The 13,613-nt window shown below is 63.5% G+C and carries 13 protein-coding genes and 1 pseudogene; 4 read left to right on the forward strand and 10 right to left on the reverse strand.

Translation table 11 applies throughout. The features are described from left to right. The first annotated feature begins 131 nt into the window (after nt 1–131). The 4 genes from NV1_RS37745 to NV1_RS37760 are packed head-to-tail and all read left to right on the forward strand — an operon-like array spanning nt 132 to nt 3,368. A complete protein-coding gene (locus tag NV1_RS37745) occupies nt 132–563 on the forward strand; it encodes an Ohr family peroxiredoxin (RefSeq protein WP_067903057.1) in 432 nt (143 codons plus the stop codon). 57 nt (nt 564–620) lie between these two features. Beyond that, nucleotides 621–1,811, forward strand: a complete 1,191-nt coding sequence (locus NV1_RS37750) for a thiolase family protein (RefSeq protein ID WP_067903102.1) — start codon at nt 621–623, stop codon at nt 1,809–1,811. A gap of 1 nt (nt 1,812) precedes the next feature. Continuing rightward, nucleotides 1,813–2,577, forward strand: coding sequence for an SDR family NAD(P)-dependent oxidoreductase (locus tag NV1_RS37755; protein WP_067903060.1), 765 nt, complete (start codon nt 1,813–1,815; stop codon nt 2,575–2,577). Beyond that, complete coding sequence (locus NV1_RS37760; RefSeq protein ID WP_067903064.1) at nt 2,574–3,368, forward strand: crotonase/enoyl-CoA hydratase family protein; 795 nt, start codon at nt 2,574–2,576, stop codon at nt 3,366–3,368. Before NV1_RS37755 ends, NV1_RS37760 begins: the two co-directional genes overlap by 4 nt. A gap of 31 nt (nt 3,369–3,399) precedes the next feature. Here the strand turns inward: NV1_RS37760 and NV1_RS37765 are convergent, their stop codons facing one another. From NV1_RS37765 to NV1_RS37810, 10 genes and pseudogenes are all read right to left on the reverse strand, one after another. Continuing rightward, entirely contained in the window at nt 3,400–4,203 is an 804-nt protein-coding gene (locus NV1_RS37765; protein ID WP_067903067.1) for an IclR family transcriptional regulator, read from the reverse strand. 133 nt (nt 4,204–4,336) lie between these two features. Beyond that, the gene (locus NV1_RS37770) at nt 4,337–6,412 is read right to left on the reverse strand and encodes an AMP-binding protein (protein ID WP_067903070.1); all 2,076 of its coding nucleotides are present in this window, start codon (nt 6,410–6,412) and stop codon (nt 4,337–4,339) included. A gap of 114 nt (nt 6,413–6,526) precedes the next feature. Beyond that, complete coding sequence (locus NV1_RS37775) at nt 6,527–8,083, reverse strand: NAD(P)-dependent alcohol dehydrogenase (protein ID WP_245714138.1); 1,557 nt, start codon at nt 8,081–8,083, stop codon at nt 6,527–6,529. 44 nt (nt 8,084–8,127) lie between these two features. After that, nucleotides 8,128–8,628: a MaoC family dehydratase gene (locus NV1_RS37785; RefSeq protein WP_218027337.1), complete on the reverse strand. Its 501-nt coding sequence runs from the start codon at nt 8,626–8,628 to the stop codon at nt 8,128–8,130. 229 nt (nt 8,629–8,857) lie between these two features. After that, nucleotides 8,858–9,481 (reverse strand): annotated as a pseudogene (locus NV1_RS37790) (IS630 family transposase); the annotation flags it as partial. Nucleotides 9,482–9,494: 13 nt separating this feature from the next. Further along, nucleotides 9,495–10,115, reverse strand: coding sequence for an IS3 family transposase (locus NV1_RS47135; RefSeq protein WP_373864705.1), 621 nt, complete (start codon nt 10,113–10,115; stop codon nt 9,495–9,497). Beyond that, on the reverse strand, nt 10,108–10,617 hold the full coding sequence (locus NV1_RS47140) for an IS3 family transposase (protein ID WP_373864706.1): 510 nt from the start codon (nt 10,615–10,617) through the stop codon (nt 10,108–10,110). Before NV1_RS47140 ends, NV1_RS47135 begins: the two co-directional genes overlap by 8 nt. A gap of 304 nt (nt 10,618–10,921) precedes the next feature. Next, the gene (locus NV1_RS37805; RefSeq protein WP_067903087.1) at nt 10,922–11,362 is read right to left on the reverse strand and encodes a nuclear transport factor 2 family protein; all 441 of its coding nucleotides are present in this window, start codon (nt 11,360–11,362) and stop codon (nt 10,922–10,924) included. A 77-nt stretch (nt 11,363–11,439) separates the two neighbouring features. Next, the gene (locus NV1_RS44190) at nt 11,440–11,601 is read right to left on the reverse strand and encodes a hypothetical protein (RefSeq protein ID WP_157117639.1); all 162 of its coding nucleotides are present in this window, start codon (nt 11,599–11,601) and stop codon (nt 11,440–11,442) included. Nucleotides 11,602–11,970: 369 nt separating this feature from the next. Further along, entirely contained in the window at nt 11,971–13,518 is a 1,548-nt protein-coding gene (locus NV1_RS37810; protein ID WP_169813514.1) for an AMP-binding protein, read from the reverse strand. Between the last annotated feature and the right edge of the window lie 95 nt (nt 13,519–13,613).

The raw sequence follows: 13,613 nt of genomic DNA on the forward strand, positions 1-13,613 counted from the left end.
TCGCCGATGCGAGCGAACAAGTCGGTGATTTCGGTTCCGTCAGACGGTATCGGTCCTGCGGCCCTCCGGGCGGTCTCCGTAGCGTGAGCCGTACCACACCGATTCGAGCAGTCCATTCTTCGAGGAGCGCAATGTCAGACCAGGTCAAGCCTCTATACACAGCCAACGCGGTCGCCACCGGCGCAGGCCGCGACGGCCACGTCAGTTCGTTGGACAAGACGGTCGACACCGACTTGGCCGTCCCGAAGGAGATGCACGGTGCCGGCGGTTTGCCCAATCCCGAGATCTTCTTTGCCGCTGGCTTCGCCGCGTGCTTCCACAATGCGCTGCGCCTGGTTGCGCGCCGTGCCAAGCAGAACGTCGAGGGCAGCTCCGTCGCGGCGGCGGTGACTCTCGGTGCCAACGAGCGCGGTGGCTTCGAACTCGCGGTCGTCCTCGAGGTGTCCGTTCCCGGTCTCGACAAGCCCACACTGCGAGAACTGGTGGAGACCACGGAGCAGGTCTGCCCCTACTCCAATGCGGTACGCGGCAACGTTCCGGTCGAGGTCAGGATCTCGGCCTGACGGATTCATCACTGAAATCGGAGCCTACGGATGACCACCACAAACCCGGCTCGCGCCATGAACCGCACTGCCGTCATCATCGACGCGGTGCGCTCGCCGCTGGGCAAAGGCCGCCGCGCCAAAGACGGCCGCCCCGGCGGTGCACTATCTGAACTGCACCCGGTCGAGCTGCTGGGCCAGGTGATGCGTGCGCTGATCGACCGTAACGGTATCGATCCAGGTCAAGTCGACGACGTCATCGTCGGTTGTGTCAGTCAGGTCGGCGAGCAGTCCGGCCCAGTTGGCCGATGGGCATGGCTGGGGGCGGGACTGCCGGACCACGTGCCGTCCACAACGGTGCACCGGGCGTGCGGCTCCAGCCAGCAGGCCGCAGATTTCGCGGCTCAGGGCATCATCGCCGGTGTATACGACATTGTGGTCGTCGCGGGCGTGGAATCGATGAGTCGAATCCCGATGCTCTCGGCACGGATCGGACAGGACCCGTACGGGCCGTCGGTTTCCGACCGTTACGCGCCAGGGCTGGTGTCTCAGGGGGTTTCCGCTGAGATCGTCGCTCACCGCTGGAAGCTCGACCGCCAAGCGCTCGACGAGTACGCCGCCAGGTCGCACCGCTGCGCCGCCGCCGCCGACTTCTCTCGCGAGATCGTGCCTGTCACACTTCCGGACGGTACCACTGTCGCTGCCGATGAGACGATCCGTCGAGGCACCACGGTGGAGGGGCTGGCCACCTTGCCATCGTCGTTCCGCACCGACGAGCTGGCGGCGCGGTTTCCGGAGCTGAGCTGGAAGGTCACTGCGGGGAACTCCTCACAGATCACCGACGGCGCCGCTGCCGTACTGATTATGAGCGCCCATTGCGCCGAGCGACTCGGGCTACAGCCACGCGCCGCGTTCCGCGGCTTCGCCGTCGCCGGTGATGATCCGGTGACCATGCTTACCGCGCCGCTGCCCGCTACCGAAAAGGTCCTCGCTCGTACCGGTCTGACGATCGACCGAATCGACCACTACGAGGTGAACGAGGCGTTCGCCTCGGTGCCGCTGGCCTGGCGGCGTCACTTCGCCGCCGACCTCGCCCGGCTCAATCCCCGTGGCGGCGCGATCGCACTGGGCCACCCGCTCGGCGCCTCCGGTGCCCGGCTGCTCACCTCGCTCGTCAACGGCTTGGAGGAGAGCGGTGGACGATACGGGCTGCAAACTGTGTGCGAGGCCGGCGGTATGGCCAACGCCACGATCATCGAGAGGATCTGATATGGACGTCAAGGGGCGCGTAGCTCTCGTCACCGGCGGAGCGTCGGGCCTCGGCTTGGCCACAGTCCGTCGCCTCGTGGATGCGGGCGCGAAAGCCGTCGTGGTCGCGGACCTGCCCGGCTCGGCCGGTGCCGAGTTGGCCGACGAACTCGGCCGGGTCCACTTCGCGCCGGCTGACGTGCGAAGCCCGGACGACCTTGCGGCAGCGATCCGACTGGCCGAGCAGGAAGGGCCGCTGCGGATTCTGGTCCATTGCGCCGGACGCGGTGGCCCAGTACGGCTCGTCGAGAAGGACGGATCCCCCGGGTCGCTCGAGACCTACACCGAAATCGTCTCCATCAACCTTGTCGGCACCTTCAACGTGCTCCGGTTGGCCGCAGCCAGCATGGCCCGCAACGAGCCCGACGACGGTGATCGTGGCGTTTGTATCCTCACCAGTTCGGTCGCTGCGTTCGAAGGACAGATCGGACAGATTCCCTACGCTTCCGCCAAGGCCGGGATCGCGGGCATGACGATCGTGGCTGCTCGCGACCTCGCACGAAAGCGTATCCGGGTCAACACCATTGCCCCCGGCACGTTCGACACACCGCTGCTGGCCCGTTTACGCGACGAGGTCCGCGCGTCGCTGGCGAAGGCGGTACCGCACCCGGCTCGGTTGGGTGAGCCCGACGAATTCGCCCGGCTCGCCCTGGCCATCATCGATAACGGCATGCTCAACGGTGAGACGATCCGGCTCGACGGTGCCATCCGGATGGCACCGCTATGACCGCGGCGGCCGCACCAGGAACGACGGGAGGTACCGTCCGGCTCGACGTCGACGGTCCCATCGCGACTATCACGCTCGATCGGCCCGCCGCCCGTAACGCGATCGATAGAGCGATGGCACAGCAGATCGCGGACGCGCTCGACGAACTCGATAATCGTGACGACCTAGCTGTCGGAGTGCTCACTGCCATAGGACCGGTGTTCAGCGCGGGCATGGACCTGAAAGCCTTTGCGTCGACAGGCGAACGACCCGTCGTACCGGGCCGGGGTGCTTTCGGGATCGTTCATCGTCCACCGGTCAAACCTCTCGTCGCGGCCGTGGAGGGCCTCGCTCTCGGCGGCGGCTTCGAGATCGTTCTCGCCTGTGACCTGCTTGTCGCTGGCCGCGAGGCCCGATTCGGGCTACCCGAGGTGAAGCGGGGACTGGTGGCCGCGGCCGGGGGAGTGCTGCGACTCCCACGGCGCATTTCTCGCAGCGGTGCCATGGCCATGGTGTTGACCGGCGATCCGATCGACGGTGCCACCGCCGAGCGCTGGGGTCTCGTCAACGAACTCGTTGAGCCCGGTCAGGCGCTCGCCGCCGCGCAAAGGCTGGCACGGAAGGTGGCCGACAACGCACCGTTGGCACTTCGAACGGCCAAACATCTCCTGGATGCCGGCCTCTGCTGGCGGCCCGACGAAGCATTCGCACTACAGGAACCACTGGTGGAGGCTGTGCGCAGATCCGCCGACGCGGCCGAAGGGGCTCAGGCGTTCGTTGAGAAGCGCGTCCCTCGTTGGACCGGCCGCTGAGCGGCCGGTCCAACGAGGGACAACGCTTTCGTCATTCGGCGAAAGCGGCCCTGCGTTCGACGACCTCGGAGAGCCGCCGCGCCGCGGCCACGACATACGGGGTGTGCTGTGTCGTTCGGCGGCCCTGTGTGCTGCAAGACGAGACGGCGGCGATCGCCCGGCCCCCGAGCAGCACCGGCGCGGCCACGCATGTCACGCCGACACGGAACTCCTCGTTGTCGAACGCGACGCCAACGCGGCGCACATCATGAAGCTGTGCGGACAATTCGGAGTGACCGCGCACCGAGTGCGGCGTCGGAGCGGGCGAGATGGCGCGCATTGCGCTCTCGATCGTGCGGGCGTCGGCGAAGGCGAGTAGCACCTTGCCGACAGCGGTGCAGGCCGACGGAAGTGTGAACCCCACCCGAGTGGGGACCCGGCCCGCGCCAGGAGCGGTGATTTTCTCCACCAGCAGCGCATCACCGGGCGTCGCGACCGCTAAGTGGACGGTTGCGCGGACGTCGGCGAACAGCCGCTCGAGGGTTCCGACGCTGAGGTTGCGTAGGTCGTTGTAAGGGGACAGTTCGGCCTGCCGCCCCAGTTCGGACATTCGCGGCCCGAGGCAGTACAGCGACCCCTTCCGCGCGACGAAGCCCTGCCGCTCCATCGTCTTCAGGATTCGGCACACGGTACTCTTCGGCATGCTGGTCCGGATGGCCAGACCTGAGAGCGGTTCGGCCGGCCGGCCGGTTCCGAGCGCGTCCAGTAGCGCGAGTGCCTTCTCGATCGCGTTGGGACCACCCAGGTCGGTGGCGCCGTTCACCGTCGCCGCTGGCCATTCGAGCATCTCAGTCATTTTCCGTCCTCCGGAGTCGCTTGATGAATCGAGTCAACTCCGGAGTGACGGGGGACAAATGCGCGAAACTGCGTAGAAACAGAATCGCCGAATCAAGGTCACACCACGGTTCTCGAACCGTGGTGTGACCGGGTCATTTCCGGTCTCGCAGCGAACAGGTGAGGCGGGCGGTGCACACGCGGCGGCCTTCGGCGTCGGCGACAGTGATCTCGATCGTCGCTGTCGTTCGGCCGACGGAGGCGATCGTACCGACTGCGGTGACTCGGCCGTCTCGTGCCGAACGGTGGTGGGTGGCGTTCACTTCCAAACCGACAGCGCTTTTGGCGAAGCCCGTTGCGAGGACGGCCAAAGCGGATCCGACGGTCTCAGCGAGCACGACGCTGGCGCCGCCGTGCAGGAGGTGGTAGCCCTGCCGGTTCCCTTCGACGGGCATGGAAGCCACGACGCGTGTTGCGTCAGCGTGTTCGAAGACGATGCCCATTGCGCGCACCAGCTCGCCACTGTGCTGGTTCAGCCGCGCTAATGGATCAGTGGGGACGGGAGTTGTGGACGCGGCGGGTTCTGACACGACCGGATCGGCTCCTGTCAGCCGGGCGGCTTCCTTCCGCAGCGGGTCCTTGACGGTCTTGCCCAACGGCGAGGTTGGCAGCTCGGCGACCAAGTAGATGGCCCGCAGCCGCTTGTAGTGAACTACTTTGGTGTTGACCGCCTCGCGGAGTAGGTCCGGATCTGGTGAGCCCTCCGCGACGACGAACGCGACCGGGTACTCACCGTCATCCGCCTCGGGGACTCCGACCACGGCCGCATCCTGGACACCTGGCTGCTCTCGCAACAGGGCCTCCAGCTCGGAGGGATATACGTTGTACCCCTTGTAGATCAGCATATCCTTGCTACGGTCGACCACAGCCAGCAAGCCATCTTCGTCGAGCATGCCGATGTCGCCGGTGCGCAGCCAGCCGTCCCGCAGCACCTCTGCTGTTTCCGCTGGTCGGCCATGGTAGCCGAGCATCAGCTGGGGACCCCGCACCCAGATCTCGCCGCCCTGCCCGGTGTGTTCAGTTGCCGAGACGAGGCGAACCTCTGTGTCGGCCAGCGGAAGTCCGACTCGTCCCGTGCGGCGCGGGGCGGTCGTAGCCGTCGGATATCCGATGGCCGCCATTGCCACCTCGGTGAGACCGTAGGCCTGTGTGACGACTGCTGGTGGGAACGCTCGGGCCAGGCGGTCGGCGAGAACTGTGGAAAGCGGACCACCTCCGCACGAGATAAGGCGGATGCTGGCCACGTCTCGGGGGTTCGTCTCTTGCTCCCGCACGAGACCGGCGAGTAGCGCTGGGGCTCCACTGACAGAGGTGACATTCTCGCGCTCGACGGTGTCGAGGTAAACCGCCGGATCGAAGCGGCTGAGGATGAGGGAGCGGTTACCGAGGAGCGCGGGCACTATGAGGCCACCGCCGAGGCCCATGGCGTGGAACCACGGTGCGCTGGCGATAACGACACCGGTTCCGAGTCGAATGGGCCATTCCTGCGGTGAACCGGGTTGCGACAGTGTCAGGGCCCCGTCGCCATCGCGGTCGGGCACGGAGGAGCTGATCCAATGGCAGAATTGCAGGGCGTTGCAGACCAGCGCCCGTTGTGAAAGGACGACTCCTTTCGGGGTGCCGGTCGTGCCGCCTGTATAGGAAATGTGAGCAATCGCGGCACTCAGGTCCGACGGGGTGTGCGGGCTGAGGTTCTCGGTGCCGGAGGCTGCTGCTGCGACTTCAGTGAGCGGAATCACCGCGGCGTCGCTGCGCATTGTCAGGATGACAACACCCGTTGTGTTCCGGGAGATCACCGCTGTCGCGCCGCAATCGGAGAGTTGGTTCTCGATGCTGTCCGGTGGCTGCGCAGGGTTGACGGGGCTGATGACGAGCCCTGCCAGTTGACTCGCCCAATAGGCGACCGCCATGTCGATGCTGTTACGCAACTGTAGCGCGAGGACCATACCGGGCCGCAGCCCGCTCGAGCGGTATCCGGCGGCGAGCCGGCATGCGCTGTCCCACAGCTCCTGCCAGGTGATCGTAGCCTCGTCCACTTGGAACGCGATCCGGTCCGGCCAGCGGCGACGTGCCCCGGCTAGGGCATGCCACAGCGGCACCTGCGGATAGTCGAGGTGGTCGCGGGGATAGATCAGCTGCGTACCGGCAGTTCCGGACGACGCGGTCATCATGGCGGCTTCCTTCCTCGGTACCGGCTCGAGTTAGCCGGACCTGCACGCATCGTCGCCAATCGAACTGTCCGGCACGCCGCTGGTTTCCACCACATGGCAACGAGTCCGATGTCATTAAGGATTGGCGGTATGGTCCGGCAGCAGAACGGGTTTGATCACCTGCCCGGAACGAAAGTCCTGTTCGGCTTCGTTTATCGCCGCCAGCGGGTACTTCTGGACCAGTTCATCGAAAGGGAGTTGGCCAGCCTTCCACAGCTCTATCAGCTGAGGTAAATCACGACGCGGCACGGCGTCTCCGAACAGTAGGCCCCGGATGGTTCGACCACTGGCCAGTGCCGTCGCTCCCAACCGCAGGTCCCCACGAGGCGAGCCGAGCAGACCGCATACACCCACTACGCTGAGTGCGTCGACGGCGCAGGAGATTATGTCGGCGGCACCTGTAGTGTCGAGACAGACATCGAATCCATCCGCTGGCGTGGCCCTACGCATGAGCGTGTCGAGGTTGCCGGCCCGCGAATCCACGGTCAGGTTCGCGCCGTACTGCTCAGCTCGTGTGAGCCTGTGGCGGTTGGCGTCCACGGCGCAAATCGTGGTCGCACCGGCAATACGGGCCGCCATAACTGCGACGAGGCCGACCGCGCCGGTGCCGAAAATAGCCACCGACATCCCTGGTGCGACCGCGAGCGCCTCGAGGATCGACGCCGCGCCCGTCAGTACGCTGCAGCCCAGGGGCGCCAGCAGTTCGAGTGGAAGATTGTTGTCGACCCGCACCAGCGACTCTGCTCGGATTACGGCATGGGTGGCGAACGACGACTGACCGAACCACCGGCTCGCGACGGAGTCGCCGGCGGTGTCATGCGCGACCGCCTCCCCTCGGGGCGCTCCGCTGAAGTTCAGCTCCCAGAATCGCTCGCAATAGGGGAGTCGCCCGTTTCGGCATCGGACGCAGGATCCGCAGGAACGATAGGAGGCGACGACATGGTCACCCGCCCGAAGGTCGGTAACCTGCGGGCCGACTTTCTGAACCACCCCCGATGACTCGTGGCCGAGGATGACCGGTGGCTGGCCGAATCTGCCACGGGTTCTCGGCAGCAAGTCGGTGTGGCAGAAGCCGGCGCCAGCGATCCGGACGAGCACCTCATCGATACCGAGTTCGGGGAGCGCGACCTCCTCGAGCTCGAACCGCCCCTCGGGCGATCGCAGCACGGCTGCCTTCGTAGCGCGGGCCGGTTGCAAGCAGGGATCCATGCTGATCTCCTTGGTGGGCGAGCAGTGTCGACGCAGACTAGGCCGATTCAGATCGTGAGTTGCCGGGTATTTCCATGCGGCGAAACTGGGGCGTGGCAGTGCGGAGCGACCGTCGTTCCATGTTGTCCTCTGCAAGTCGATCGGTTCGGTGTACAGTGCGGCGTCCCCTCGATCCTGAACCGGTTCAACAAGGAAACCACCAGCGAGCAGAACGCCCTGGCGATCCGGACCCTGTCCGCGCTTGGCATCCCGCCCTGCTACGGCTGCATCACCTTCGACCAGCTCATGACCGAACTCGAACTGCGCGCCACCCACGCCTTCCAGGTCGCACCGGCCTGATCCTGTGCCCTTGCCCCACCGATCGGTCGAGGAGATCGTCGACGGCGTCGCCGACGACGCATTCGTCGCGCCGGACGAGCCCATGCAGCAGCCCCGTGTGTGTGGATTCTTCGCACACCGCTGAATAGTCATTTCCCCAGAAGAGGGGAACTGTCGAATGCGAGAATCAGCTGGGTCGCGACGAGCGCAGGCCGCTCATCCCCGTCGATCTCTGCCGATACCCCAAGCCGGATGAGGATGCCTCCCGGGTGTGCGTCGACATCGTTCAGTCGGAATACGAATCGAATGCGGTCGTTGACCTGGACTGGAGCGGGGAACCGGATTCTGTCGTAGCCGTAGTTCACTGCGCGCGTCGGAAAGTGCAGTTTTAGTACGGTGGTGAGAGCTTTTGGTACAAGCGAGAGAGTCAGGAGCCCGTGGGCGATGGTTACGCCATCGGGGAGTTCGTCACGGGCGCGGCCGGTGTCGACATGGTACCAGGCGTCGTCGCCTGTCGCCGTGGCAAATTCGTCGATCAACCGCTGATCGAGAGTGATCCAGTTTCCGGGCCCGTACTCCTCACCCACATGATCGGCGATGTCGTCGAGACGAAGATCGGGTTGGCGCATGGGATGTTGACCGGTTGGCATGCCTCGATTATTCGAACCCCGCCAGTCCTCTGCCCATGAGGTTTCCATGTAGCAGAACGAGCGTGTGTGACGAGCCCTGCGGGCGCAGATTCTCCGAAGATTGCTATCGAGGAAGGGTACGGCTCCTTTCAAAACTCAGTTCAATGGGTGGGGTGTCGGTTTGGTTTGCCGGGCTGGGTTTTTCACACTGTTCGGTGCGGTGGAAGAGGTGGTCTTAGTGCTGCGTTCCTTAAAGGTGGTAGATAAAACGGCGGCGTAGGGTCCTCGGTTTCGGTGCTGGTCGGCCCCAAATCCATGGTCGTGCGCGGGCGTTGAGGGCGGTGGTGGCTTGGTGGGTGGCCTGGTCGATCTCGGTGTGGTCGGCGAAGGTCTGGCCGGCGAGTGCTTCTCGCCGAAAGATCCGCCACCATGCTTCTTGCAGGTTGAGCCAGCACGCGCCGACGGGGATGAACGCATGCTTGATCCTGGGGTGGTCTTCGAGCCATTCGCGGGTGGATTTGCTGTTGTGGCTGGAGAGATTGTCGGTCACGACGTAGATATCGCCGCTCGGGTTGGCCTGTTCTACCAGCTCGAGAAAGCGCTGGTAGTTCACGCTGTTGCGGGATGACGCGGTGAGCGTGACGGCTTGGCCGTCACGGACGCGGATCGATCCATAGACCCAGATCTTGTCCGGGCCTCGCGAGTACTCCAGCGGCGCCTTGATCCGATCTCCATCGACCGACCACCCCGGTGCGGGGCCGAAGGTGCGGGGCGAGACCGGACCCAACTCGTCGGCGCAGACTACCGTGGCCCCGACCGGTGGCTGCGTGTAGAGACCGACGATGTGAGGGGCCGGAAAGATTTCGGACAGCTGGGTTTTTGTTTTCTTATGCTGCCTTGTTCCGGGCGAACCAGTCGGACTCTACTTCGTTCGGTGTTCGGTAGTCAATTCCGGAGTGAAGTCGAATCTGGTTGTACCGCAACTCGATATAGGCGATGATGTCCTTCTTCGCGTGTTCGCGTGTGGGGTACACGGTCCGGTTGACTCGCTCGTTCTTCAGGGTCCCGTTGAACGATTCCGCCCACGCATTATCGAAGCATGCCCCGGTGCGGCCAACGGAACGTTTCACGCCCAGTTCCCTGGCGACAGAAGCGAATTCAGCGGAAAGGTACTGCGCGCCGCGGTCGCTGTGGAAGATTGTCTCATCGGGCCGGAACGGAAGATCTCTTGCGGCCATGAGCGGGGCATCGGAAACCAATTCCGCACGCATATGTTCAGCCATGGCGTAGCCGACTACCTTCTTCGAGAAGCAGTCCAGCACGGTCGCCAGATACAACCATCCTTCCCATGTTCGGATATAGGTGATATCGCCGACGAGTTTGGTCGCCGGCGCAGCGGCGGTGAAATCGCGACGGATCAGGTCCGGCAGATCGGCCGCGTCACCGGCGACGGTGGTCACCAGCCGCCACGGGCGCGGCTGACACGGCACAAGGCCCAGCTCACGCATGATCGATCGAACCGTCTCCGGGGGAGACCACCGTGCCGCGACGGGCCAGCCAGGCGTGTACGCGCCGGTACCCGTAGGTGCCGTCGGAATGCTGGAATGCGAATTTCACCTCCGCTTCGACTGTTTCGCGTCGCTGCGCCGTCGCGGATGGTTTCCGCGTTTTCCAGCCGTAATACCCAGACCGGGATACACCCGACCACAGGCACATGTCGACCACGTCATAATTGCCTTCTTCACTGGCGATGAACTCGTAACGGACACTCACCGGTATCTCGATGCGAAGAAGGCGCTCGATTTTCCCATGAATTCCAGCTGCTCGCGAAGCTTGCGGTTCTCTTTTTCCAACTCCCGCAAACGCTTCCGCTCGTCCGAGGTCAACCCCGCGCCATCGGCACGAGCCGCCCGATACTCCCTCACCCAATTCCCGCGATTTCTCCACCACCTCACGAGCCGCCGCCTCCCGAAACTCCGGGGTCGAATCACGCGACTTCTTCTGTGCCACAAACAACTCCGTTCAGTTACCCCAATTCTACTTTGGGGCACTGTCCGAGAACCTTCGGGCACCTCATACTTCTTCTTTTCGGGGCCATTTGCGTGGAACGGCGTGTTCGTCTTCTGGTTGGCGCCTGACTACCTATGCCATCTTCCTTGTGGCGATGTGTCTGATGACGATCCGCGCAAACAGGGAGTTGGTCGGTCTGTCCACTGCTGACCGCGTCGCAGCATCGGCCTGAATCGGAATCGCGCAGTAGCCGGGGCAGTAACACGTCGTAGCGATCCGGGTTTCGATCGGCCGACCGAGATGGTCAGCCGATCGACACGCCTGCCTGGTTCAAGACTGTTCCGAGGTCCCAGAAATCGCTGTGGCTTGTAAGCAAGCCGAACTCGTCGTAGCGGCAAACGGCTACTCCGGGGACCGTGAACCGCGCACCGGCCGGATCCACGATCTTGCCCGAGCGAAGGCGCAATTTGCCCGCGAAGGAGCCGCTCCAATCCCATTGGGCGTACAAGCGACCACCGATCGCGGTGACGTCGTGGAACTCGATGACCGAGTCGGGTGCGAAAGCAAGCATGAACCGATGGAACTTTCCGATTTCTTCGTGGCCTGTGTAACTGCCGCCCATAGCTACATCGGTATATTCGCCTGCGGGAGTGAAGAACTCCAGTAGGCGACCGGGATCGGCGGCTGTCCATGCATGCGAATAAGCCTCAGCGAAACCAGGATCGAACGGGTGTGGCACAGTCATGGCGTCTCCTATAGCCGAGCGTTCCTATTTTTTTGAATATTACTTCAATTTTGTCGCATGCACCACGCCCATGTGGGCTACGTCTGACTGGCGATGGCGTGGCGGCGCACGGTATCGGCGTCGTCGTGCGCCAACCCGGCCGAGCAGTAAAGGACGTCCAGGCGTGCGTCGATCCCGCGATAGCCGACAATTGGTGTTCGGGCGGCAGGTCGTGAAGCCTCCGGGCCCGGCGAGTCCATGAACTACCCGATACGCACCCGGCTCGGTCCAGTCATCGGGCTGCTCGACGAGCTTTGTCATCCGCCGACTCCCCCATTTTCGTTAAGTAGCCGTAACTTCTACTCCACATTAAATACTGTCACATGGTCGAGTGCTTTCGATCACGCAGTCGGCGGCCATCCTGTGGTGACTTCGGTTGAATCATGCCGGTGCCGGTATGAGAACGGTGGACGGCCCCCAACCAGAATCAGGCTGCCCTCGACTCCTTCGACCTGCTACGACAAGCGGGAATCCGGAGTCTCTCTCCACTCGAACCACAGCGCTCAGGGTGCAAGTCAAATCTGTGCCAGATCCCGGGTTGGCGTTCCGTTGACAATCCGAACGAAATCTCAGGGCGTCGGTGTCATCTGGGGGACCGTAGCCCGCAATTCGCGCTTGAGTATCTTTCCACTCGCAGTTGTCGGTAGTGCAGTTACAAGCCATACTTGCTTCGGGCACTTGTAACTGGCGAGGCGCTGTTTGCAAAATTCAATGATAGAGTCCGGGGTTACAGTTGCGGATTGCTTGGCTACTACGGCGGCGACGATCCGTTCGCCCCATTTGGGATCTGGTGCGCCGATCACGGCGACGGAGGCAACGGCGGCGTGATCGGCGATGACGGCTTCGACCTCGGCTGGATATATGTTCTCTCCACCGGAGATGATCATATCCTTGATTCGGTCGGTCAAGAAGAGGTAGCCGTTCTCGTCGAGGTAACCACCGTCACCGGTATGCAGCCAGCCTTCGGAGTCGATGGCTGCCGCGTTCGCCTCAGGGTCGTCTACATACCCGGGTGTGTTTTGATCTGATCTCAACCAGACCTCGCCGAAGCCGTTTGCCGACATGGCTTCTCCCGTGACTGTGTCCGCGATTCGGACCTCGACCCACGGGTATGGCTTGCCAGCCGAGCGCAGCAGTCGCTGCCCAGGACCATCCTCATGGTGATCCTCGGGGTCGAGTTGACAGACGGCGCCACACGTCTCGGTTGATCCGTATACCTGGATGAGATTCTTGCCGAACAGCCCGACTGCCCGCCGCAGAAGGCTCGGCGTAATGGAAGAGGCTCCATATGTGATGCCGACGATCGAGGAGACGTCGCAAGTGCGAGTTTCCGCAGAATCCATCATCATGCCGATGACGGTCGGCACCACGAAGCCGTGCGTCACTCTATGTTCTTCGATGGTTTCGAGGAGATCGACCGGGTCGACCTCACGACGTAGAAGTACCGTGCCGCCGCGGACCAGCGCGATCAAGGCAGGTTGGATCCCGCCGATGTGGAACATGGGCATTGCGCAGAGCAGGATCGACTGGTCGGTGTATCGGCAGTAGTCACCGCTGCGTAGCCCCGCCCCGACGCTGCGATGCGTGCCCAGGACGCCCTTGGGCATGCCGGACGTGCCCGACGTGTACATCTGCGAGATCACTACATCGGGATTGGTCACCGGTGGGTGCTTCATGGCTGGTGCCGCGTCAATCCAGGCCTCGTAACCTTGCGGTTGATCCGTGATCGGAACCACCACGCATGGGATTGCTGCCAGATCGACTGCGGCGGAAAGCAGATCCAAGAACTCGCGGCTGACCACGCAAAGCTCAGGTCTTGCATGTCGGAGGACGGCGGCCATCTCGTCTAGCGCTAGACGCCAGTTCAGCGTGACGAGGACTCGGCCGGAGATTGAACAGCCGAAGAACATTTCGAGTATTTCGCAGGAGTTCTTATCGAGTATGGCGACCCGTGCGTCGGGCGCCGTGGTGGCGACCAGCGCGTCGGCTACACGGAACGCTCGTGTGGCCAGGTCTGCGAAGCTGAGCGATCGTTCGCGGGACGACACCGCAACTTTCGAACCGAAGGTGTCGGCCAGGCGCTGGATCTCGGTGGCGAAGTTGTCGAACGGGAACAAGGGCACTCCCTGGAGGTCTGCGAGCGAGCGAGCTTTATCTAATGTAGATTAGATTGAACCGGCAGTCCATACGCAAGGTCCAAGGAGGAGTTAGT

It is taken from the genome of Nocardia vaccinii NBRC 15922 (assembly GCF_001613305.1).
GTDB classification, from domain to species: Bacteria; Actinomycetota; Actinomycetes; order Mycobacteriales; family Mycobacteriaceae; genus Nocardia; species Nocardia vaccinii.